This is a genomic window from Microbacterium sp. APC 3901, from assembly GCF_030407765.1.
Lineage (GTDB): Bacteria > Actinomycetota > Actinomycetes > Actinomycetales > Microbacteriaceae > Microbacterium.
This window is the reverse complement of record NZ_JASDCU010000018.1, coordinates 21596-42620: the sequence shown is the minus strand read 5'-3', so window position 1 is coordinate 42620 and position 21025 is coordinate 21596. Positions and strand designations below refer to the sequence as shown.

Annotated in this window: 23 protein-coding genes; 10 read left to right on the top strand and 13 right to left on the bottom strand. The window is 68.2% G+C overall.

Translation table 11 applies throughout. From position 1 onward, the window contains the following. Nucleotides 1-939 (bottom strand): sugar ABC transporter permease, encoded by a 939-nt coding sequence (locus QMA07_RS15215; RefSeq protein WP_290163337.1) that lies wholly within the window; start codon nt 937-939, stop codon nt 1-3. Continuing rightward, entirely contained in the window at nt 939-2321 is a 1383-nt protein-coding gene (locus QMA07_RS15210; RefSeq protein ID WP_290163335.1) for an extracellular solute-binding protein, read from the bottom strand. The genes QMA07_RS15215 and QMA07_RS15210 overlap by 1 nt, the downstream gene beginning before the upstream one ends. Before the next feature lie 196 nt (nt 2322-2517). Here QMA07_RS15210 and QMA07_RS15205 point away from each other — a divergent pair, with 196 nt between their 5' ends. Both QMA07_RS15205 and QMA07_RS15200 read left to right on the top strand, forming a co-directional pair. After that, nucleotides 2518-3591: a LacI family DNA-binding transcriptional regulator gene (locus tag QMA07_RS15205; RefSeq protein ID WP_290163333.1), complete on the top strand. Its 1074-nt coding sequence runs from the start codon at nt 2518-2520 to the stop codon at nt 3589-3591. 70 nt (nt 3592-3661) lie between these two features. Next, nucleotides 3662-4414: an SDR family NAD(P)-dependent oxidoreductase gene (locus QMA07_RS15200; RefSeq protein ID WP_290163332.1), complete on the top strand. Its 753-nt coding sequence runs from the start codon at nt 3662-3664 to the stop codon at nt 4412-4414. Nucleotides 4415-4554: 140 nt separating this feature from the next. Here QMA07_RS15200 and QMA07_RS15195 read toward each other — a convergent pair whose 3' ends face one another. From QMA07_RS15195 to QMA07_RS15180, 4 genes are all read right to left on the bottom strand, one after another. Next, complete coding sequence (locus tag QMA07_RS15195; protein ID WP_290163330.1) at nt 4555-5778, bottom strand: MFS transporter; 1224 nt, start codon at nt 5776-5778, stop codon at nt 4555-4557. A gap of 74 nt (nt 5779-5852) precedes the next feature. Then, a complete protein-coding gene (locus QMA07_RS15190; RefSeq protein WP_290163327.1) occupies nt 5853-6143 on the bottom strand; it encodes a hypothetical protein in 291 nt (96 codons plus the stop codon). A 3-nt stretch (nt 6144-6146) separates the two neighbouring features. Further along, a complete protein-coding gene (locus QMA07_RS15185; protein ID WP_290163326.1) occupies nt 6147-6476 on the bottom strand; it encodes a hypothetical protein in 330 nt (109 codons plus the stop codon). 70 nt (nt 6477-6546) lie between these two features. Beyond that, the gene (locus QMA07_RS15180; RefSeq protein ID WP_290163323.1) at nt 6547-6996 is read right to left on the bottom strand and encodes a MarR family winged helix-turn-helix transcriptional regulator; all 450 of its coding nucleotides are present in this window, start codon (nt 6994-6996) and stop codon (nt 6547-6549) included. 159 nt (nt 6997-7155) lie between these two features. Here QMA07_RS15180 and QMA07_RS15175 point away from each other — a divergent pair, with 159 nt between their 5' ends. Together QMA07_RS15175 and QMA07_RS15170 are read left to right on the top strand one after the other, a co-directional pair. Then, nucleotides 7156-7374: a hypothetical protein gene (locus tag QMA07_RS15175; protein ID WP_235558902.1), complete on the top strand. Its 219-nt coding sequence runs from the start codon at nt 7156-7158 to the stop codon at nt 7372-7374. Next, nucleotides 7374-7931, top strand: a complete 558-nt coding sequence (locus tag QMA07_RS15170) for a MarR family transcriptional regulator (RefSeq protein ID WP_290163318.1) — start codon at nt 7374-7376, stop codon at nt 7929-7931. The genes QMA07_RS15175 and QMA07_RS15170 overlap by 1 nt, the downstream gene beginning before the upstream one ends. Nucleotides 7932-7977: 46 nt before the next feature. Here QMA07_RS15170 and QMA07_RS15165 read toward each other — a convergent pair whose 3' ends face one another. The 3 genes from QMA07_RS15165 to QMA07_RS15155 all read right to left on the bottom strand — a co-directional run bounded on the left by QMA07_RS15165 (nt 7978) and on the right by QMA07_RS15155 (nt 10134). Beyond that, nucleotides 7978-9555 carry an MFS transporter gene (locus tag QMA07_RS15165; RefSeq protein WP_290163316.1) on the bottom strand — a complete coding sequence of 526 codons (1578 nt, stop codon included), beginning with the start codon at nt 9553-9555 and terminating at the stop codon, nt 7978-7980. Nucleotides 9556-9657: 102 nt separating this feature from the next. Beyond that, a complete protein-coding gene (locus tag QMA07_RS15160) occupies nt 9658-9831 on the bottom strand; it encodes a CsbD family protein (protein ID WP_290163312.1) in 174 nt (57 codons plus the stop codon). Between the two features lie 54 nt (nt 9832-9885). Beyond that, nucleotides 9886-10134, bottom strand: a complete 249-nt coding sequence (locus QMA07_RS15155; protein WP_290163310.1) for a hypothetical protein — start codon at nt 10132-10134, stop codon at nt 9886-9888. A gap of 102 nt (nt 10135-10236) precedes the next feature. On the opposite strand from QMA07_RS15155, the gene QMA07_RS15150 reads away from it, so the two are divergent. Beyond that, nucleotides 10237-11880 (top strand): SDR family oxidoreductase, encoded by a 1644-nt coding sequence (locus tag QMA07_RS15150; RefSeq protein ID WP_290163308.1) that lies wholly within the window; start codon nt 10237-10239, stop codon nt 11878-11880. A 228-nt stretch (nt 11881-12108) separates the two neighbouring features. On the opposite strand, the gene QMA07_RS15145 is transcribed toward QMA07_RS15150, so the two are convergent. The 3 genes from QMA07_RS15145 to QMA07_RS15135 form a co-directional block, all read right to left on the bottom strand. After that, nucleotides 12109-14127 carry a BCCT family transporter gene (locus tag QMA07_RS15145; RefSeq protein ID WP_290163305.1) on the bottom strand — a complete coding sequence of 673 codons (2019 nt, stop codon included), beginning with the start codon at nt 14125-14127 and terminating at the stop codon, nt 12109-12111. Nucleotides 14128-14199: 72 nt separating this feature from the next. Then, complete coding sequence (locus QMA07_RS15140) at nt 14200-15891, bottom strand: AarF/ABC1/UbiB kinase family protein (RefSeq protein WP_290163303.1); 1692 nt, start codon at nt 15889-15891, stop codon at nt 14200-14202. Nucleotides 15892-15915: 24 nt separating this feature from the next. Further along, nucleotides 15916-16503 (bottom strand): PadR family transcriptional regulator, encoded by a 588-nt coding sequence (locus QMA07_RS15135; protein WP_290163301.1) that lies wholly within the window; start codon nt 16501-16503, stop codon nt 15916-15918. A gap of 189 nt (nt 16504-16692) precedes the next feature. On the opposite strand from QMA07_RS15135, the gene QMA07_RS15130 reads away from it, so the two are divergent. Next, the gene (locus QMA07_RS15130; RefSeq protein WP_290163298.1) at nt 16693-18237 is read left to right on the top strand and encodes a glycosyltransferase family A protein; all 1545 of its coding nucleotides are present in this window, start codon (nt 16693-16695) and stop codon (nt 18235-18237) included. Nucleotides 18238-18240: 3 nt separating this feature from the next. Here the strand turns inward: QMA07_RS15130 and map are convergent, their stop codons facing one another. Further along, entirely contained in the window at nt 18241-19011 is a 771-nt protein-coding gene (gene map / locus QMA07_RS15125; protein ID WP_290163296.1) for a type I methionyl aminopeptidase, read from the bottom strand. Between the two features lie 78 nt (nt 19012-19089). Here map and QMA07_RS15120 point away from each other — a divergent pair, with 78 nt between their 5' ends. The 4 genes from QMA07_RS15120 to QMA07_RS15105 all read left to right on the top strand — a co-directional run bounded on the left by QMA07_RS15120 (nt 19090) and on the right by QMA07_RS15105 (nt 21007). Continuing rightward, entirely contained in the window at nt 19090-19368 is a 279-nt protein-coding gene (locus QMA07_RS15120) for a helix-turn-helix transcriptional regulator (protein ID WP_290163386.1), read from the top strand. Nucleotide 19369: 1 nt separating this feature from the next. After that, the gene (locus QMA07_RS15115; RefSeq protein WP_290163294.1) at nt 19370-20128 is read left to right on the top strand and encodes an SDR family oxidoreductase; all 759 of its coding nucleotides are present in this window, start codon (nt 19370-19372) and stop codon (nt 20126-20128) included. 187 nt (nt 20129-20315) lie between these two features. Continuing rightward, on the top strand, nt 20316-20804 hold the full coding sequence (locus tag QMA07_RS15110) for a DUF2975 domain-containing protein (RefSeq protein ID WP_290163292.1): 489 nt from the start codon (nt 20316-20318) through the stop codon (nt 20802-20804). Beyond that, nucleotides 20804-21007, top strand: coding sequence for a helix-turn-helix transcriptional regulator (locus tag QMA07_RS15105; protein ID WP_042540715.1), 204 nt, complete (start codon nt 20804-20806; stop codon nt 21005-21007). Before QMA07_RS15110 ends, QMA07_RS15105 begins: the two co-directional genes overlap by 1 nt. Nucleotides 21008-21025: the final 18 nt, after the last annotated feature.

Below are 21025 nucleotides of genomic sequence, written 5' to 3'. Positions count from 1 at the left end.
TCACCCGTAGAAGACGAATCGGCGGCTCAGCCGGAACTGGATGGCCGTGACGAGCATGATGAGAAGGGTGAGCACGATGCCGATGGCCGACGCGCCACCGAAGTCGAGCTGTCGGAACGCGGACTCGTAGATCACCATCACGGCGGTGCGGGTCTCGTCACCGGGGCCGCCGCGGGTCAGCACCCATGGCTGGTCGAAGATCTGCAGGGCGTTGATGATCGCCATGACCGATGCCACGAGCAGCGTCGGACTCACCAGGGGAAGCGTGATCATGCGGAACTGGGTCCACCCCGCCGCACCGTCGAGCGAGGACGCCTCGTAGACCTCGCTCGGGATGGCGGCGAGCCCGCCGATGAAGAGCAGGAACGTGAAACCGAAGTTCTGCCACACGTAGACCAGGAGCACCACGACCTTCGCGCCGAGTCCGGTCGTGAGCCATCCGACATCCGCGATGCCGATCAGGTTGAGGGTCTGATTCACGAGGCCGAACTCCTGATTGAACAGGTACGCCATGATCAGCGAGACGGATGCCGCCGACAGGATCAGCGGGAAGAACAGCGCCGAACGGAAGAAGGTGCGCAGCCAGCTCGGCATCCTCGACTGCACGAGCACCGCGAGCACCAGCGCGACCGCCAGCTGCAGGATCACGGCGACGACGACGAATCCGATGGTGTTCAGGAACGACACGCTCACGGTCGGGTTGGCGGCCAGGTCGACGAAGTTGTCGAATCCCACGAAGACCGGATCGGAGATGATGTCCCAGCGGAAGAAGGCCAGGACGAACGACCCGATGATCGGGATGAAGTTGAACAGGCCGAGACCGATCAGGGTGGGAGCCAGGAACACCCAGATGATGGATCGCCCCGACCGGGCGACCGTGCCGGTCTCGCGCCGGGATCCGGGCGGCACGGTGAGAGTGCGGGTGGTGTTCTCGGACATCAGTTTCCCCCCAGCGCGAGCTCGAGATCTCGCTGCATGGTCTCGAGCCCTCGGCGGACGCCGGATGGGCCGTTCGTGATGGTCGACACCACGTTCTTGAGCAGAGCGGATTCGACGGCGGCCTGCTGAGGAGGCGCCGGCATCGGACCGGTGTCGGGGAACTTGTCGAGCGTGTCGTAGAAGACCTCCCAGTGCGCAGGCCCCACCCCCGCGCCGTAGAGCTTCGCGTTGAGCGAGCGACGCGGCAGGGAGGAGTCCGGTCGCGGGTGCGCGATCGTCATGCCCTCGACCGAGACGCAGTACTTGAGCCATTCCCATGCCTCGTCCTTGCGGGGCGAGGTCTCCATGATCGCGTAGCCTCCCGCTCCGAACTGGTGCCGCTGCCCCGCCATCCGGGGGAAGTAGGTCACGTCGTAGGCGTCGTTCGCGACGCCCGCCTCCTCGAGGCCGCGGACCCAGAAGCCTCCTGCGGGTGTCATCCCGACCGAGCCCGTGGAGAACAGGGAGACCAGCTCGTTCCCGCCGCCCTGTGCGGGGTTCGCGGCAAGACCCTCCGAGACCATGCGCTCGAGCACCGAGAAGCTCTCGACGGCGTGCTCGTTGAGTGCGTCGGGCTGCTTCCACACATAGCCTCCGCTGCGGGCCGGCTGGTCGGGGTAGAAGCGGTCCCAGAACCAGTCGCCGCCGGTCGCCTTCTCCTCACGGAGGAAGCTCGTGTTGTTGACGTACAGCCAGGGCACGACACCGCCCCACAGCCTGTTGTTCCAGAAGTACGGCAGGAACTGTCCCGACGCGCTCTTCTTCATCGCGCGGGCGGTGCCGAGGAAGTCCTCGAGCGTCCAGTTGTCGGCAGGGCGCTCCAGCCCCGCGCGCTCCATCGCCTTCGTGCTGTAGAAGACGTTCGCCGCATTGAAGTTGTCGGGCATCTGGAACAGGCTGCCCTGATACATGAACGCCTCGATGAGGGTCGGGTTCACGTCGTCGAAGTACTCCTGCATCTCCGTCGCGTCGCGACGCACATAGGCGTCGAGCGGGTGCGCGAGGCGCGATGCGAAGAGCTGCGCCCCCTCTGTCGCGACCGTGACGACATCGGGTGGCGTACCGGCCGCGATCATCGTGAGGATCTTGGCGAAGTACTCGCTCCAGTCCTGCCCCTGGATCGCGACGATGCGCACCGAGATGCCGGGGTGCTTGCGTTGGAAGCCGTCGACCAGCGCCTGACGCGCCACCGCGTCCTGCGCGGTGCCGAAGAGGGCGACGGTCAGCGTGTCCGTGCCGCGCCCGGGGATGTCTGAGCCGGTGAGCCTCGGCCACGAGACGACGGTGCCGACGATACCCAGCCCGATCGCGCCGAACAGAGCCCTGCGAGTGAGATCAACCACGATGTTCTCTCCTGAGTGAATGACTTCGCCGGGAGGGATGAGAGTCCCTGCGTCGAAGCTAAATTGATTCAGCATCGCCGAGGTTAGCATCGTCGATGTGCGGCTGCAACGATTTTGCTAAATCAATTCAACCCGCATGGTTCCGGGGCAGCGCCGGCACTGCCTAAGCTGGAGACGCCACGACAGGAGGATCCCGGTGCCGAAGAACGTCGATCGCAGGCCCACGCTCGCCGACGTCGCCGCGCTCTCGGGCATGTCGAAGACCGCCGTGAGCATGATCCTCAACGACCGGCCGGGTTCGCGGCTCTCCGCCGATGCCGCACGTCGGGTCCGCGCCGCCGCCGAAGAACTCGGCTACCGGCCCAATCCCGCTGCCCAGAGCCTGCGCCTGGGAAGGACGAAGACCCTCGGCTTCATCTCTGATCAGATCACCGTGACCCGCTACGCCTCCGAGATGATCCGCGGTCTGCTGTCCGCGGCGAAGGAGCACGGCCACACCGTCCTGATCGCCGAGACGGAGGGCGACGACGCGACCATCTCGGATGAGATCCAGGCGATGATCGACCGCCGGGTCGACGGCATCCTGATCGGCCTCCTCGGCGCCCGCGTGATCGAAGTGCCCGAGACTCCCGCCGACGTGCCGGTCGTGATCGTCAACGGCACGTCGACGACGGGGCATCCCTCCGTGCTCCCCGACGAGCGAACCGCGGGCCATGCGATGGCGCGTCTGCTCACGGATGCCGGCCATCGCCGCGTCGGCGTGATCGGCAACAACCCGCATGCGGTCTCGTCGCCCCTGCATTCGGTGACCATCGGGCCGAGATTCGACGGCATCCGCGCCGCCTTCGCCGAGGCCGGCGTCGCGCCGTTCATCATGGACGTGCCCGAGTGGAACCCCGACATCGGATACACGCGCACGCTGCAGATGCTCGACGCGCACCCCGACATCACGGCGATCCTGGCCGGCAACGACGGTGTGGCCTTCGGCACGTATCAGGCGATCGCGGAGCGCGGACTGCGGGTGCCGGACGACATCTCGGTGGCGTCCTTCGATGACGAGGAGCTCGCCGGCTTCCAGCGACCGGGGCTCACGACCGCGCGACTCCCCTACGACGTCATGGGGCGCACGGCGGTCGAGATGCTGCTCGGAGAGCGCCCGCTCGACGCCGTGCTGATCCCGATGCCTGTCATCGAGCGCGCTTCGATCCGGGCCCTGGATCGACCGGCCGAGATTCATTCAGGCGAATCCATCTCCTCCCCGGAGGCGTAGGCTGGAAGCCGAGGACGGACCGTCCGAGAAGATCTCCCGGCACCGCGCCCGTCCGGAAGAGGAGTCACTCGTGGCTCAGTACGACGTCTCGAACCGCTCGGCGATCGTGACGGGAGCAGGCAGCGGAATCGGCCGCTCGACCGCACTGCTGCTCGCCCGCAACGGCGCAGCCGTGGTCGTCAACGATCTGAACGCGGAGCACGCGAACGCGGTCGTCGAAGAGATCCGCGCCGCCGGCGGCACCGCCGAGGCATCCGTCGGAGACGCGACCGACACCGACTGGATCGCCAGCTCCGTCGAGCTCGCGAACACGCTCGCCCCGCTGCGCATCGGCGTGAACAACGCGGGCATCGGCGGAGCATCCGCCCCCACCGCCGAATACGACGACGCCGCGTGGGACAAGGTAATCTCGATCAACCTCAACGCCGTCTTCCGCAACATGAAGGCGCAGATCCCCTCGATCCTCGCGAACGGGGGCGGCTCGGTCGTCAACATCGCCTCGATCCTCGGCAGCGTCGGCTTCGCCGGCTCCCCCGCCTACGTCGCCGCCAAGCACGCGGTCGTCGGCATGACCAAGTCGGCGGCCCTCGAGTACTCCGCCCAGGGCGTGCGCGTGAACTCGGTCGGCCCCGGCTTCATCGACACCCCGCTGCTCGCCAGCATGGATGCCGCTGCGAAGGAGTTCCTCGTCAGCAAGCACCCGATCGGCCGTCTCGGCCAGGCCGATGAGGTCGCGAACCTCATCGCCTTCCTCGCCAGCGACGCCGCCAGCTTCATCACCGGCAGCTACCACCTCGTCGACGGCGGCTACACCGCCCTCTGAGGTTCCGCCCGGGCTGCGGACACCACCGGTTAGGGGGCCGACACACCAGTTGTCGGCCCCCTAACCGCGTACGGTTCGGCAAGTGGCGTGTCGGCCCCCGAAGTGGTGGCCGTCGCGCTGTGCGAGCTCGCCCTCGCCACTTACCCCCGCGGGCGACGCTTCTCGAGCACGCCGGCGAGCAGCACCGCGACCACGGCCGCCGCCGGCGCCACGATCAACCCGGCCCGCAGGCTCTCGGTGTCGGCGATGAAGCCCACGAACGGCGGCGAGAGCAGGAAGCCGAGGCGCAGCAGCCACGACACGATCGTGAGGCCGGCACCCGCTCGCAGGCCCGGCAGCTCATCCGCCGCGTGCATGGCCGCCGGGATGAGCGTCGCGATGCCGAAGCCGACGGCGGCGAATCCGGCGATCGTTCCCGGCACGCTCGGGAAGATGAGCGCGAGGGTCATTCCGCCCGCGGCGATCAGGCCTCCGACACGGGCCACGGCGCGCTGGCCGAAACGGTCGGTCATGCCGTCTCCCAGCATCCGTCCGATGAACTGCGCCCCGACCAGGGCGATGAACCCGAGGGGCGCGACCGCGGCGGCGGCGCCGAGCGATTCGCTGAGGTAGAGGGTCGCCCACGAGTTGCCGGCATCCTCGGCGATCGCCCCGGCCATGGCGATCAGCGTGAGGGCGATGAGGATCATCACGGTCCGCGGGCTCACGCCACGACGCACCACGGTCTGCAGCTCGACGGGGTCGGCCGTCGCCTCGGCATCCGCCTCCTCATCGCGCCCGGGCAGGCAGAACCAGAGCGCCGTGAAGGCCACCGCCGCGAACACCGCGGTCGAGATGCCGAGATGAACGCCGAGGGGCAGCTGCAGGGCGATCGCCGCCGCAGCCATGCCTCCACCGAGCACCGCGCCTATCGACCAGATGGCGTGGAACGAGTTGATGATCGAGCGGCCGTAGCGCCGCTGCACACGCAGTCCGTGTGCATTCTGCGCGACGTCGGTGATCGCATCGAATGCCCCGCCGAGCAGCAGGGCGACGGCGAACAGGATGCCCGAGGGTGCGAGGGCTGCGGCGAGCAACCCGAGGCCGGTGGCGATCGTGCCGATCACGGCGATCCGCGCCGAACCGAATCGGCGGATCAGCACGGCGGCGAACAGCCCGGCGGCGATGGCTCCGGCAGGGAAGGCGGCGATCGCGAGACCGTAGCCGGCGTTGTCTAGCTCGAGAGCGGCCTTGATCTCGGGATACCGCGGCAGGATGTTGGCGAACAGGGCGCCGTTCGTGAGAAACAGCGCGGAGACTGCGATCCGTGCACGACGGGTCGCCCGGTCGGCGGCGGGGCGTCGAATCGATTCGATCGAAGTCATGGCAACGACGCTACACGCCTGAGCGCGTCCCCGAAAATCACCCTTCCGACCCCGCGGTCGGCACCTCTGCGCACTCAGCCCAGCAGCGGTTCGACCTGGGCGGCATCCTCGGTGACCACCGACGCCGCAGCGACCGCGGCTTTCGCGTCGTCGAGGCGATCGAACTGACCGATGAAATCGGACTGCGCCCCGAACGCCCGGAAGCCCTCGCGGGGCGTCCCGGTGATCGACCCGAGGAACTGCCTGCGGTCGTTCCCGACGTGGAAGCCGGGATCGACCTCGACCCACAGCCCTCGGGGCCGGGATGCCGAGCGCATCCGCGCATTGGTCACGGCCTTGGCGGCGTTCCTGATGCGTGCAGACATGGCTCACGCACTCATCGCGTGCAGGGTGCGGGAGCCGCCGACCACCCGGGCGAACTCGTCGCGCGTGAGGTCGAGGCCTCCCGCGGAGCTCGCGGCGTTCATCATCGCCACCACCAGCGCGCGATCGACATCCACCTCCTGAGACATGGAGAAGCGCAGGGGAATCGACGCGTGCACCCAGATGGTCTCGGCGACGCCGTCTCCCATGGCGAGCGTGAGCGGGAACGACTCATTGCGTCGCAGCTTCGTCACGATCACGAGCCGCAGGTGGGTCATCAGCCGATCGTCGAGCTCGATCGGCGTTGCTGTGTTGCCGTACGTCAGACGTCCCATGATCTCTCCCTCAACGAAAACTCCGTTGAGAAATAGATTACTAGGTTACCTAGCTAAATCACAGTCCGAGCTAGGGGAGGTCGCCGATCTCCTCGGCCAGGCGTCGCAGGAACCGAGTGATCGCGTCGGTCTGGTCGGGGGTGAACTCGCTGGCGAGCGACTCGATGCGCTGTGTCAGCTCATCTGCCTGCGCGTTGAGATCGCGCAGCGACGGTCGCAGCACCTTGGACCGCGCATCGGCAGGATGCGGCCCGACCACGATCTGACCGCGCTCCTGGAGCCGACGAAGCAGACTGGTGACCGCCGCGGTGCTGACGTTCAGGTGAGCGGCGAGACCGCCCGGCGTAGCGGGGGCGTCGTCAGAGGCGTCGAGGATGTACCTCATCGCCTCGCGGTCGGTGTCGTTCGGCGCGCGCACGGCGGCAAGGCGTCGTCCGAACTGGGCCTCGGCCCTGCGAAGTTCATCGACACGCGCGACGAGTTCACTCGCCCGCGTCGCCATCTCGGTACTGCTGCTCATGCGTCACCCCCTGACTCCTCCATGGTACTCGACAAACAGGTAACCAGGTTGACTAGCGAAATCCAATGCGACCAGCCACTCTGATGAGGTGAGATGATGGGATTCTGGGAAAGGGGCCTCATGGTCGAGCGATTCGCACTCGAGGATGCCGGGTACATCATGTACGCCGACATGATCGATCGCCTGCGCGCGGACTTTCCCTCCGTGCCCGCGTGGCGGATCGACCAGATCGTGACAGCCGAACATGACGCCATCACCGGCGGGATCCTGCGGATCGTGCCGGCCGAGGTCGAGTCCGGCGCGGCCGAGATGCTCGCACGCGAGGCGGAACCCCGTGGAAGTGAAGAAAGCCTGAGCGATGATGGCGAGGTGGCGTGATGGAGCGCTCTGAGGAGTTCGGCCGTTCCGGCTACTGGTACCCCGAGGCCGACAGCGCGAGCACCGTCGACGTCCTGAACCTGCTGCGTCGCTACCGATCGGCCGAGACCGCGATGCGGGAACGCACACGCATCTCGATGAAGATGAACGAGACCGACCTCGTCGCCCTGCGCTTCCTGCTGCGCGAGCAGCGGGCCGGACGCATCGTGCGCGCGATCGACATCGCCCGCATGCTCGACATCTCCACCGCATCGACGACGACCCTCATCGACCGCCTCGAGAAGGGCGGGCACGCGAAGCGGGAGCCGCATCCGACCGATCGACGCGCCGGAATCGTGGTGCCGACGGTCAGCAGCGACGACGAGGTCCGCGAGACCCTCGGTGCGATGCACAGGCGGATGCTGGCGCTCGTCGACGAGATGAGCGACAAGGAGCGCGCGGTCGTCACCCGCTTCCTCGCCGGCATGACGTCGGCCATCGAAGAGGCGTCTGATCTCGACCAGGAACTGCGCGACGTCATCCGCTCGCACAAGGAATCCGAGTCCTCCGGCGAGTGATCGCCGAGAGCCGGCCGACGGATCGGCCGGCCACCCGACGCTCCGATCAGGCTCTGCCGGCGTCGCTCTTCGACGAAGTGTCGGCCTCGCCGTCGGCATCCGCTGCCACGACCACCCGCTCGGGGAACAGCTCGTCGAGGTCGAGGTCGGGGTTCTCCTCCTGCGTCTCGACCAGTTCGACGGCCTCCTCGATCGTCTGCACGCTCGGCATCGCGCCGGGCAGCGGCCTGCGGGCCGACTCTTTGAGCACGACCACGGCGATGAAGCCGGCGATCGACGTGCCGATCACGTAGAAGGCCGGTGCCAGCGCCGAGCCGGTGAGCTGCACGAGCGCCTCCATGACGACCGGCGCCGTGCCGGCGAAGAGCGCGACGGCGAGGTTGTAAGAGATGCCCATGCCGCCGTACCGCGACGACGTGGGGAAGAGCGCGGGCAGCGACGATGCGAGGTTCGCGACGTAGAAGGTCACCGGGAAGGCGAGCAGCACGAGCCCGAGCAGGGTCGACCAGATCTCGCCGTGCATCATGAAGAGGAACGACGGCACCGCGAGCACGATCGCCGAGATCGAGCCGATGAACAGCACCTTCTTGCGACCGATGCGGTCGGACAGCCTGCCCGTGAGGGGGATGCTGAGGGCCATCGCCACGAGCACGGGCAGGGTGAGCAGAGTGCCGTGCACCTCGTCATAGCCCAGCGTGCCGGTGAGGTAGGTCGGCATGTACGACGTGAGGGCGTAGCCGACGGTGTTGGCCGCGGCCACCAGCACGAAGGCGGTCAGCAGCTCACGCCAGTACGCGCGGATCAGGGCGAGCACGCCCTTCGGGGCATCCGCGGCCTTCTGCGCGTCGTCGGCTGCGCGCTCGGCCGATTCCTTCGCCTCCTGGAAGGCGGGTGTGTCTTCGATCTTGAGACGGAAGTAGATCGCGATGAGACCGAGCGGCAGCGCGACGAGGAACGGGATGCGCCAGGCGAAGCCCTGCATGACCTCAGCCGACAGCGTCAACTGCAGGATCGACACGAACGCGGCGCCGATCGCGAAGCCCATGTATGACCCGAGGTCGAGCAGCGAGGCATAGAAGCCGCGACTCTTGTCCGGTGCGTACTCGGTGATGAAGGTCGTGGCCCCGGCATACTCGCCACCGGTCGAGAAGCCCTGCGCGAGCTTGAGCACGATGAGCAGGATCGGCGCCCAGACGCCGATCACCGAGAAGTCGGGGAGCACGCCGATGAGGAACGTGGCCGCCGCCATCATGATCAGCGTGAAGGCCAGCACGCGCTGGCGACCGAGCCGATCGCCGAGCTGGCCGAGCACGATGCCACCGAGCGGACGGGCGATGAAGGTCACGGCGAACACGCCGAGCGAGAAGAGCGACTGCGCACCGGCTGATGCATCCGGCAGGAACGCGCGGCCGATGATCACGGCGAGATAGCCGTAGATGCCGATGTCGTACCACTCCATGAGGTTGCCGACCACCGTGCCGGCGACGGCGCGGCGCAGCATCGGGCGGTCGACCACGGTGACGTCGTCGACGGTGAGGCGTCGTGGTTCGTCCGCGCCGGGTCGCAGGCGACGGATCAGTCGCTGCCACAGGCTCGGGGTGGTGCTCTTCAGGGGATCGGACATCGTGCCATCTTCCTTACTCGTGCGGCATCCGCGTCCCAGAGGACGGAACGCACAACGGCGGGGAGGCGGCTTGCGCCGCCTCCCCGCACTGTGTCGCTGGTGTCAGCTGTTGAAAGCGTCCTTGACGTTCTCGCCAGCCTTCTTGACGTTGGCCTTCGCCTGGTCGGCGCGGCCCTCCGCCTCGAGCTTCTCGTTGTCGGTCACCTTGCCGACGGCTTCCTTCGCCTTGCCGGTGAGGTCCTGTGCGGCGTTCTTGATCTTGTCATCGAGTCCCATGGGGGCTCCTCTCTCTTATCAGCGGTGGTCTTGTGGTCGGGGTCCTGCGGTGTCTCACAGCGGGATGTCGAGTGCGGAGGCCGTGAGCGGCAGGGTCGCTGCTGCGATGACGGCGATGAGGCCGGCGATTCCGGCGGACTTCCAGAGGGGCGGACTCGAAGATGCGCGCGGGACGCGTCGCATTCCGGTCGAGCGGCCGATGGCCTCGCGGGCCGCGAGCGGAGCGAGATCGACGGCGTCGATGCGGGCGGCCCGGCTCGCGCGGAGATCGCGACGCGTGGTGTGCTGCGTTGCTGTCGACATCCGTTTCCCCTTCCGTTTCCTTCCTCGGTCAAAAGATTACTAGATGAACTAGTGATTCACCAGCCTAGTGAAAAGTTCAGGAATCGCGCATACGCTCAAGTCATGACCGAGCTCACGCAACCCACCGGGCACGAAGAGGCCCTGCGCGCCCTCTCCCGCAACGACGGATCGGCACCCCGCGCACTGGTTCTCGGCGCCACCGGATACATCGGCGGGCGGCTGACACCGCGACTGCTGAACGCCGGATACCGGGTGCGCGCACTGGCACGTGACGCTGCGCGAGCGGCATCCTTCCCCTGGGGTGCCGAGTGCGAGATCGTCGAGGGGTCGGCCGACGACGCCGATGCCGTCGCCGAGGCGATGAAGGACGTCGACGTCGTCTACTACCTGATCCACTCGATGACCGCAGGCAAGGGATTCGAAGAGAGCGATGAGCGAGCGGCCACCACGGTGGCGGATGCCGCGGCGAAGGCCGGCGTGCGACGCATCGTCTATCTCGGCGGCCTGCACCCCGACGACGTGAAGCTGTCGCCGCATCTGCGCTCCCGCGTGCGGGTCGGGGAGATCTTCCTCGAATCGGGTGTGCCGACACTGGTGCTGCAGGCGGGCGTCGTGATCGGCTCGGGTTCTGCGTCGTTCGAGATGATCCGTCACCTCACCGATGTGCTGCCGTACATGCCGGCGCCGAAGTGGGTGCGCAACCGCATCCAGCCGATCGCCGTGCGCGACGTGCTGCACTATCTTCTGGGCGCGGCGCGCGTGGACGACGAAGCGAATCGGGCGGTGGACATCGGCGGGCCCGACGTGCTGCGCTACGGGCAGATGATGAACGGCTATGCGCTCGAAGCAGGACTCCGCCAGCGCGCGATCGCCGCACTGCCCGTGCTGACCCCGGGCCTCGCCTCGCACTGGGTGAACCTCGTGACTCCGGTTCCGCGGTCGATCGCACGCCCGCTCGTCGCGTCGCTGCAGAACGAGTGCATCGTGAAGGACCACGCGATCGACGACCTCATCCCCCGCCCCGACGGCGGGCTCACCCCGTATCGCACGGCCGTCTCGCTCGCGCTGGGTCGCGACGCCGCCGACACGATCGAGACGAGCTGGCAGGATGCCGAAGTCTCGGGCGCTCCGAGCGATCCCCTGCCGAGCGACCCGGACTGGGCCGGTCGCACCGTGTTCACCGACACGCGCAAGCTGCGCACCGCCGCACCGGTCGACGGCCTGTGGCGAGTGATCATCGGCATCGGCGGGTCGAACGGCTGGTACTCGTCGAAGTTCCTCTGGGCTGTGCGCGGCTGGATGGACCGTCTGGTCGGCGGAGTCGGCCTCCGTCGCGGACGCCGCAGCAAGGCCGAGGCACGGGTCGGAGACGCGATCGACTTCTGGCGCGTCGAGGCCGTCGAGGAACCAGGGCGAGCGACCGACTCGTCACCCGCGAGCGGCGGACTGCTGCGCCTGCGCGCCGAGATGAAGGTGCCGGGCGAGGCGTGGCTCGAGCTGCGCGCACTCCCCGACGGTGACGGATCGCGCTATGAGCAGCGCGCCGTGTTCTTCCCCCGAGGACTCGCCGGCCGGTTGTACTGGCTCGGCGTGCTGCCGTTCCACGGCTTCATCTTCGCGGGCATGGCGGCGAAGATCACTGCGGCTGCGGCGGTGCCCGTCGAGGCGGACGCGGATGGTGCAGCATCCGCGTCGGGCGCGGCGGGTTCGGCATCCGCTTCGGGCGCGGCATCCGTCGTCAGCTGAGTTCCCTGCCCGCTGCCCTCTCGCGACCCGCGTGCGGGGTCACTTTCGCATCCTGGGCCGCGTGCGGGGTCACTTTCGCATCCGAAACAGCCTGTTCCGGTGCGCTTTTGACCCCGCACCCGGTCGGCACGTGATCCGAGGTCAATTCCGCACCGCGAGCGGGCGGTTCGGATGCCGTCCCGGCCATGCGCTGGGTCGACGGGCGTGCGGGGTCGATTCGGCGTGAAGTCAGGAAGGGCGCTCGGCGAGGCCGGAAGGGTCCGATCCGGTGCCCGACCCGGCGTCCGCGCCTGCACCCGAACCGGCATCCGCACCGGCATCCGCACCGGCACCGGCACCCGGTTCCGCAGCGGTTCCTTCTGCCGACGGGATGATGTCGATGGCCTCGGTCGCCGTCGCGTAGACCTCGGCGAGGCTGTCGTCGACGTCGGCCTCGTCGATCCAGGCGAGGTCGTCTTCGGAGTGGTCGTATTCGACGGGCACAAGAGCGAAGTCGTCGCCGTACTCCTCGAGACCGGCCATGACGCTGTGGCGCACGGCCATGCGGGCATAGCGCTCACGCAGGATCATCGGATCCCGCCGCAGGTCCTTCATGAACGCGACCATCATGAACGCCATGATCACCGCGAACGGCAGAGCGGCGATGATCGTGACGTTCTGCAGCGACTTGAGACCACTGCCCTCTTCGCCGGTGACGAGCAGCACCGCGGCGATGACTCCGACCAGCACACCCCACACCACGGCGACCCAGCGCGAGGGCTCGGGGCGACCCTGCTGCGAGAGCGTGCCCATCACGAGCGAGGCCGAGTCGGCTCCGGTGATGAAGAAGATCGAGATGAGCAGAATCAGGACGATGCTCGTGATCAGCGGGAAGGGCAGGTTGCCGAGCACCCCGAAGAGCACCTCCTCGGGCGGATCCACGGTGAGGTTCGCGCCGTCCATCTGCTGCTGGATAGCGGTCGTGCCGAAGATCGCGAACCACACGAGCGAGATCACGGCCGGTACGACGATGACGACCGACACGAACTGGCGCAGCGTGCGGCCGCGCGAGATCTTGGCGATGAACATGCCGACGAACGGCGACCACGAGATCCACCATGCCCAGTAGAAGATCGTCCAGCTCGAGAGGAACATCTGCGCCTCATCGCCCTGCGAGGCCGAGCGGGCGACCATCTCGGGCAGGTCGCCGAGGAACTGCACGGCGACCGACGGGATGACGTTGAGGATCAGCAGCGTCGGGCCGACGAAGAAGACGAAGAAGGCGAGCAGCAGCGCGACGACCGCGTTGATGTTCGACAGTGCGCGGATGCCCTTCGAGACGCCCGAGACGGCGGATGCGATGAAGCAGGCGGTGAGCACGGCGATCGCCGCGATGAGCACGCCGTTGCCGAGTTCGCCGATGCCGCTGACGATCTCGACGCCGTGGCCGATCTGCAGCGCGCCGAGGCCCAGCGATGCCGCGGTGCCGAAGAGGGTCACGATGATCGAGAAGATGTCGATCGTGCGGCCGAGGGGCCCGGTCGTGCGGCCCTCGCCCAGCAGCGGCGCGAAGATCGACGAGATCAGCGGGGTGCGGCCGCGGCGGAATGCGCCGTAGGCGATCGCGCCACCGACGAGCGCGTAGAACGCCCACGCCTGCGGACCCCAGTGGTAGAGCACCTGGGCCTGCGCGGTGTGCATGGCCTCGAGAGTGTCGGCCTCGACGGTGCCGGGCGGCGGGCTCTCGAAGAAGGTGAGGGGCTCGGCGGCACCCCAGAAGACGAGTCCGATGCCCATGCCGGCGGCGAACAGCATCGAGATCCACGAGAACATCGAGAACTCGGGCTCTTCGTCGTCACGGCCGAGGGGGATGCGTCCGTAGCGGCTGAAGCCGATGAACAGCATGAAGACGAGGATGACGGTGGCGATCGTCGTGAAGAAGAAGCCGAAGTACTCGACCACCCACGCGAGCACGGTCGCGGTCGTGCCCGAGAGGTTGTCGCCCGCGAAGACTCCCCAGGCGATGAAGGCGATGGTCAGCGCGACCGCGACGCCGAAGACCAGCGGGTCGGTGCGGTACGTGCGACCGGTCTCTTCGACCGAGACGCCGGGCACGAGCGCCGGGTGCACGCCGCGCGGCGGCACTGCGGCGATGTCGCGGACGATCTTCTGCGCGGCTTCCGTGGCTTTCGCGGCCTGGCGGACTGCTGCGGTGTTGGTCTTCGGAGCGTCGGTCCGTGAGGTGGGGTTGTCGTCCGGAGTGTCCATGGGAACCAATTCTCCCATGCCGGCATTCTGGGGGCGACGCAGTCGACGGAGCCGAAACGCCGCGAGCCGACGTCAGCGCAGCCCGCGGCGCCCGCCGAAGACCGAGTGCAGCAGCGGCAACGCCGAGACGCAGATGAGGGTGATGCCGAGCGGGGGCAGCGGCGTCACGAGCAGCGCGCCGCCGACGAGCATCGCGGCGAACAGCACCCCCGAGCCGATACGGCGGGCGATGCCCTCTAGTCGGTCGAGGCGGCGTTCGAGTGCCGACGTGTCGAACGTGACGTTGCCGTCGTCGACGCGGGTGATGATCGCGTCGATGCGCTTGGGCAGGCGATAGGTGACGGCGGCGGTCTCCATGGCCTGCTCCGCCATGTCCTGCATGAGGTTGCCCGACTCGTCGCGCAGCAGCCGCGCGGCATACGGCTCGGCCGCATCCCAGACGTTGAACGCGGGGTCGAGGCTCGAGCACATGCCCGAGGTCAGCGACACCGCGCGGATCAGCAGCAGCATGTTCTCGGGCAGCTGCAGCGGCAGCGAGCGCACCATGTCGCCGAACTCGTCGGCGAAGTCCGTGAACTCGCGGGGGTCGACCTTGCTCAGCTCCGCGAAGCCCATGCCTCCGAAGCGCGCGAACAGCGCCCGCAGCGCCCGTTCGAGCTCGGCGGTGTCGGCCGACGGCAGCAGCACGCCGATCTCCTGGGCCGCCGTGACCAGCCCGCGGCTGTCACGACCGGCGACCGCGATCAGCAGCGTGCGCAGGCCGTCGCGGAGGTTATCCGGCACCTCGGCCATCATGCCGAAGTCGATGAAGGTGAGACGGAAGCCACGGCCGGTCTCGGATGCAGGCTCCGGCGTCACGAAGATGTTGCCGGGGTGCGGGTCGGCGTGCACGAAGCTGTGCGTGAACACCTGGTCGAACATGACCTCGGCGAACACGTCCGCGACGTCGGCCGGATCGATGCCCGCCGCGCGCAGAGCATCCGTGTCGTTGATCTTGATCGCCGTGACGTCAGACAGGGTGAGCACGCGACGCGTCGAGCGCTCCCAGACGATCTCGGGGGCGCTGACGCGCGGATCTCCGGAGAAGTTCTCACGGAAGCGCTCGGCACTCGCGGCCTCGTGCAGGTAGTCGATCTCTTCGAGGCTGGTCTGGGCGAACTCCTCGACGAGGCCGGGCGCGTCGACGCGGTCGCTGACGAGCCTGACGCGCATCGCCCACCGTGCCACACGGCGCAGTGCCGCGAGGTCGACCGCGACGATCTCGTCGATGCCGGGGCGCTGCACCTTGACGACCACATCGCCGAGGCCGGTGTCGGCCGCATCCTGCGCAGACAGGCGGGCGCGATGCGCCTGTCCGAGGGATGCGGCGGCCACCGGATTCTCGTCGAACCAGGCGTACGCCTGCTCGAGCGGCATGCCGAGTTCGGCCTCGGCGGCGGCGCGGATGCCGGAGAACGGCACGGCCGGCACCTCGTCCTGCAGCCCCTCGAGCTCCTTCGTGATCTCAGGGGGCAGCACGTCGAGGCGCGACGACATGAACTGCCCGACCTTGATCATGAGGCCGCCGAGCTCGACCGCGAGCACATGGAACCGCTTGGCGAAGCGCTGCATGCGCGGGGCGCGGGTGCGCTCCGCGATCGAGCTCATGCCGAAGCGCGGCAGGACGAGCTCGAACCACCAGACCTTGAGGAACTCGCGCGCCGCGAACGACAGGATGCGGCGGTACCGGGCACGATGGGCGCCCTGCGCCGCAGCATCCGTCATGTGTCGTCCCTGGGTCGTGTGCGATCAGTCCTGAGCGAGGATCGAGTACAGCCTACGGCGGGCCTCGTCGAGGATCTCGACCGCCTGCTGCACCTGCTCGGTGCTGCCGCTGCGACCGACGGCCGCGGCTGCCGCGGCGAGGTCGACACCGGCCTTGGGCAGTGCGCTGTAGCGGGGGTTGTCGTGCGAGCCCTCGCCCGTCGACTGCGACTCCCACGGGGCTCGCGTCTCGGTGTGCTCGGCGGCGACGGCGCGGCCGGCTTCGGTGAGCGAGTAGGTCTTGCGACCGTTCTGCTCGTCGGCCTCGATGAGGCCCTCGTCGGCGAGCAGCTGCAGCGTGGGGTAGACCGAGCCTGCGCTGGGCTTCCACGTTCCGCCGCTGCGATCGGCGATCTCGTTGATGATCTGGTAGCCGTGCATCGGCTTCTCGGCGAGCAGCGACAGCACCGCGGTGCGGACGTCGCCCTTCGCCATGCGCGAGCCGCCGCTGGGGCGCTGCTCGAAGGTCTTGCGGAGCTGCTCCATGGCATCGAAGATCGCGGATGCGGGTCCGCCGGGGCCCGAGCCGAAGCCGGATCCGCCGAACGGGTTCGAGGGGAATGCGTTGTTCATGATGACCTCCCGGAAGTGGTGAGCGATAGTCAACGATATATCGTTAAGGCTGAGTGCTGGGTGGGAATCCGGCATCGATGGCACGGCGCATTCCTGAAAGCAAGCCCCCTGCGCTCCACAGACGACGATGTTTGACTGCCGTTGATGTCGAATTCTCCTGCCGTTTCCTCCACGTCCACTTCCGTCCGGGTGAGCGTGGTCGTCCCCGTGTTCCGACCGGGAGCGGCGTTCGACGAGCTCATCGCCTCCCTCGACCGGCAGACACTCGACCACGATCGGTTCGAGGTGCTGCTGTGCGACGACGGCTCCGGTGAGGAGACGGCGGCCCGACTGGTCGAGATCGCCCGCGATCGCGACTACGTGCGCGTCGCGTACCTTCCCCATTCCGGATGGCCGGGGACTCCGCGCAACCACGGCATCGACGATGCACGCGGCACGTACATCCAGTTCGTCGATCAGGACGACTGGCTCTATGACGGCGCCCTCGAAGCCCTGTGCGACTATGCAGACCAGCACGCCTCCGACGTCGTGGTCGGCAAGGAGGTGGGCATCGGACGCATGCTGCCGAGCAGGATCTTCCGCCGCGACATCCCGCGCGCCCGTCTCGGCGAGGATCCGCTGCTCGAGATGCTGACGCCGCACAAGATGTTCCGAACCTCGTTCCTGCGCGAGAAGCGCATCCGCTTCCCCGACGGCAAGGTGCGGCTCGAGGATCACCTGTTCGTGATGCAGGCGTACTTCGAGGCCTCCACGGTCTCGATCCTCGCGAGCCAGCCGTGCTACGCGTGGGTCAAGCACGCCGGCAGTGCGAGTTCGTCGCGGATCGAACCCGAGACGTACTTCCCGCACCTCGAGGCCGTTCTCGACCTGGTCGAGCGATACACCGAACCCGGGCGCCTGCGCGACAGGCTGCTGCGGCACTGGTTCCGCGGCAAGATCCTGAAGCGGGTGTCGGGCAAGAAGTACGCCCGGTATCCCGAGGAGTATCGCGCGCGTCTGCTCGATGTCGTGATCCCGCTCGCGCGACGCCGCTTCGGCCCCGGTGTCGACGGGGGGCTGTCGTTTCCGAACCGCATCCGGGCAGCGCTGCTGCGCGCCGACCGACGCGCCGACCTGCTGACGTTCGCCCGGTTCGAGGCCGGGCTGACATGTCGCGCGATCGTGACCTCGGCACGGTGGTCGCGGGGCGGCGGGCTGTATCTGACCGTGGATGTCTCGATCACGCATGACGGGCAGGACGCTCTCGTGTTCGAACCCGGCACGGGCGTGATGACATCGCTGCCCATCGCGATGGACGGCCTGCCGACGGGCGTCGTCGAAGCGGGGCGCGAGCTGCAGAACGATCATGTCGACCTGCTGTGGCGAGACAAGGCGGTCGGGGTCGAGCGTCGCGTGGCGCGTCTGCAGCCGCGGGATCTCGGCGCGATCCCCGTCGCCATAGACCCTCTGAAGGTGTTCGGGCCCGACGATGAGACGCGCGGCGCGACGCTGTTCGTGGCGGTGCGCCGCGCAGGCTGGACGTTCGACGTGCCCCTCACCGCGGATGCTGAGACGCTCGCCGCCGCCGGACGCTCACCGCTGCTCGCGGGGCGCACGTGCACGCCGGTCGTGGGGCGCGGCGGTTCTGTCGAGCTGCGTCGGCAATGGCCCGGCGGGCGGCTCAAGGACCTGGCCGGTCGTGCGGTGCGCCGCGTGCGGAGCGGGTCGCCGAAGAGCGGGTCGCCGAAGAAGTGACGCTCAGCGCGGCAGCGTGAGGATCTCGCCCCCGGTCTCGGTGATCGCGATCGTGTGCTCGGTGTGGGCCGTGCGGCAGCCGGTGGCGCTGCGCAGGGTCCAGCCGTCGGCGTCGGTGATCAGTCGGTCGGTGTCGGCCATGACCCACGGCTCGAGCGCGAGCAGCAGACCAGGGCGCAGCCTGTAGCCGCGGCCCGGGCGCCCGTCGTTCGCGACGTGTGGGTCCTGGTGCATCGTCGATCCGATGCCGTGGCCGCCGAACTCGAGGTTGACCGGGTAGCCCGCATCGCCGAGCACCGCGCCGATCGCATGCGAGAGGTCGCCGATGCGTGCTCCGGGGCGGGCCACGGCGATGGCCGCGGTGAGCGCGCGCTCGGTCGCGTCGATCATCGCGAGATCGTCGGATGCTGCGCTCTCGCCGACCACGAAGCTGATGGCGGCATCGGCCGAGATGCCGCGCAGCGTGACCGCGAGGTCGAGCGTGAGCAGGTCGCCGTCCGCGAGGGCGTAGTCGTGCGGCATCCCGTGCAGCACGGCGTCGTTGACCGCCGTGCAGACGTAGTGACCGAAGGGCCCGCGGCCGAACGATGGGGCGTAGTCGACGTAGCAGGACACGGCGCCGGCATCCTCGATCATCTGCTTCGTCCAGCGGTCGAGATCGAGCAGGTTCACGCCGACCGCCGCGCGCTGCTTCAGCGATTGCAGGATGCCGCCGACGAGCGCGCCGGCACCCCTCGCCCGGGCGAGCTGGTCGTCGTCGAGGATCTCGATCATGGGTGTCTCCGCATCCGCATCCAGGCTGTTCCGATAACTATCCCGGTAATACTATCCCGGGATTAGAATGGGCGCATGATGGTTCGGATGCCGCTGACCCCCGCCGAGATCGAACGCGGAGAGCGTCTCGGCGCCCTGCTGCGGCGGGCCCGTGGCGAGCGGTCGATGCTCAGCGTCGCCCTCGATGCGGGAGTCTCGCCCGAGACCCTGCGCAAGATCGAGTCCGGACGCGTCGCGACCCCCGCCTTCTCGACCATCGCCGCGATCGCCGGCGTGCTGCACCTCTCGCTCGATTCGGTCTGGGCAGAGATCGAGCCCCCGGTGCGCACGATCGGCCGCGCACAGGTCGCGTCCTGAGATGGCGCATGCGCTGATCACGGGCAGCTCGCGCGGCATCGGTCGTGCGGTCGCGCAGGCCTTCGCCAGGCGCGGAGATCGCGTCGTCGTGCACTACGGCCGGGATCGGGATGCCGCAGAGAAGACCCTCGCGACGCTCGAGGGCTCCGGCCATGCGGTCGTCGGCGGCGACCTCGGGGATCCGATCGAGGCGCAGCGTGTGGTCGACGAGGCCTTCGCCGCCCTGGGGTCGCTCGACATCCTGGTCAACAACGCTGCGGTGGCGCCGAATGCCGCCAACGAGCATCGCGTCGATTCGACGTCGTACGCCGAGTGGCAGGCCACGTGGTCCGCGATGGTGTCGGTGAATCTGCTCGGGGCGTCGAACGTGACGATGCTCGTGGCGCAGCACATGATCGAGCGCGGATCCGGTGGGGCGATCGTCAACGTCGGGTCGCGCGGAGCGTTCCGTGGCGAGGCCGACCACCCGGCATACGCCGCGACGAAGGCGGGGCTGCAGGCATTCGGCCAGTCGATGGCATTGGCGCTCGCCCCTCACGGCATCTCGGTGACCTCCGTCGCGCCCGGCATGGTGGCGACCGAGCGACAGGCGGCCAAGCTCGAGAGCGAACAGGGCGACAGCATCCGCGAGCAGAGCCCGTTCGGCCGCGTGGGCACACCCGAAGAGGTGGCAGATGCCGTCGTCTACCTCACCTCACCCTCGGCGGTGTGGGCCTCGGGCACGGTGCTCGACCTCAACGGGGCGTCGTACTTCCGGTAGGCCGGGCCGTCTCCCCTCCGGCCCTCAGCCTTCGGGAGGGGAACTGCCCCTGGGGAGGAGACTTCGCGCGAATCCCTCCTCCCGAAGGGCAGTTCTCCTCCCCAAGGGGCGCGCCCCCGCATCCTCGACTTCACACATCGAACGATTAACGATAGATTTCTGTTGTTGTTCGATGAGAGGTGGAGTCATGGCGAAGTCGACGATCGTCGTGTTGAAGGTCGTGATCGTATTGGCGCTGATCGGATCCGTGGCGGTACAGGCGCTCATCGTGCCGCTGCTGTGGCTCGACCTCGGCGCCGACGAGCTGTGGGGCCGGATCGCGCTCGTGTCGATCGTGGTTCTCGGCGTCGGAACCCTGCAGGTCTTCGGCATCTGCGTATGGATGCTGCTGACGAGGGTGCGCTGCGGATCGATCTTCTCGACCTCATCGTTCCGCCCCATCGACGTGATCATCGGCGCGATACTCGTGGCCGCAGCGCTCACGTGGATCCTCGCGGCCCTACTCGCACCGGGCTCGGCCGCACCGGGACTTGTGGCGCTCATCGGCGGCGCGGGCGTCGTGCTCGGTGGCATCGCCCTGCTCGTCGTCGTCATGAAGGCACTGCTGCGGCAGGCGATCGAGCGCGACACTGAAGCACAGTCGCTGCGCTCGGAGCTCGACAACGAGGTGATCTGATGCCCGTCGTGGTCGACATCGACGTGATGATGGCTCGGCGCAAGATGGGCGTCGGCGAGCTGGCCGAGCGCATCGGCATCACCCCCACCAACCTCGCAGTGTTGAAGAACGGGCGCGCGAAGGCCGTGCGCTTCTCGACCCTCGACGCACTGTGCGAGGTCTTGGAGTGCCAGCCGGGCGACATCCTCCGCTGGGAGGCCTGAGGCACGGGAAGTCACCCG

Excerpts from the sequence above, each read along its gene's own strand:
- QMA07_RS15215 (WP_290163337.1), bottom strand. The coding sequence starts at position 939 with ATGTCCGAGAACACCACCCGCACTCTCACCGTGCCGCCCGGATCCCGG.
- QMA07_RS15195 (WP_290163330.1), bottom strand. The coding sequence starts at position 5,778 with ATGACTTCGATCGAATCGATTCGACGCCCCGCCGCCGACCGGGCGACC.
- QMA07_RS15190 (WP_290163327.1), bottom strand. The coding sequence starts at position 6,143 with ATGTCTGCACGCATCAGGAACGCCGCCAAGGCCGTGACCAATGCGCGG.
- QMA07_RS15185 (WP_290163326.1), bottom strand. The coding sequence starts at position 6,476 with ATGGGACGTCTGACGTACGGCAACACAGCAACGCCGATCGAGCTCGAC.
- QMA07_RS15180 (WP_290163323.1), bottom strand. The coding sequence starts at position 6,996 with ATGAGCAGCAGTACCGAGATGGCGACGCGGGCGAGTGAACTCGTCGCG.
- QMA07_RS15175 (WP_235558902.1), top strand. The coding sequence starts at position 7,156 with ATGTACGCCGACATGATCGATCGCCTGCGCGCGGACTTTCCCTCCGTG.
- QMA07_RS15170 (WP_290163318.1), top strand. The coding sequence starts at position 7,374 with ATGGAGCGCTCTGAGGAGTTCGGCCGTTCCGGCTACTGGTACCCCGAG.
- QMA07_RS15165 (WP_290163316.1), bottom strand. The coding sequence starts at position 9,555 with ATGTCCGATCCCCTGAAGAGCACCACCCCGAGCCTGTGGCAGCGACTG.
- QMA07_RS15160 (WP_290163312.1), bottom strand. The coding sequence starts at position 9,831 with ATGGGACTCGATGACAAGATCAAGAACGCCGCACAGGACCTCACCGGC.
- QMA07_RS15155 (WP_290163310.1), bottom strand. The coding sequence starts at position 10,134 with ATGTCGACAGCAACGCAGCACACCACGCGTCGCGATCTCCGCGCGAGC.
- QMA07_RS15150 (WP_290163308.1), top strand. The coding sequence starts at position 10,237 with ATGACCGAGCTCACGCAACCCACCGGGCACGAAGAGGCCCTGCGCGCC.
- QMA07_RS15145 (WP_290163305.1), bottom strand. The coding sequence starts at position 14,127 with ATGGACACTCCGGACGACAACCCCACCTCACGGACCGACGCTCCGAAG.
- QMA07_RS15140 (WP_290163303.1), bottom strand. The coding sequence starts at position 15,891 with ATGACGGATGCTGCGGCGCAGGGCGCCCATCGTGCCCGGTACCGCCGC.
- QMA07_RS15135 (WP_290163301.1), bottom strand. The coding sequence starts at position 16,503 with ATGAACAACGCATTCCCCTCGAACCCGTTCGGCGGATCCGGCTTCGGC.
- map (WP_290163296.1), bottom strand. The coding sequence starts at position 19,011 with ATGATCGAGATCCTCGACGACGACCAGCTCGCCCGGGCGAGGGGTGCC.
- QMA07_RS15120 (WP_290163386.1), top strand. The coding sequence starts at position 19,090 with ATGGTTCGGATGCCGCTGACCCCCGCCGAGATCGAACGCGGAGAGCGT.
- QMA07_RS15115 (WP_290163294.1), top strand. The coding sequence starts at position 19,370 with ATGGCGCATGCGCTGATCACGGGCAGCTCGCGCGGCATCGGTCGTGCG.
- QMA07_RS15110 (WP_290163292.1), top strand. The coding sequence starts at position 20,316 with ATGGCGAAGTCGACGATCGTCGTGTTGAAGGTCGTGATCGTATTGGCG.
- QMA07_RS15105 (WP_042540715.1), top strand. The coding sequence starts at position 20,804 with ATGCCCGTCGTGGTCGACATCGACGTGATGATGGCTCGGCGCAAGATG.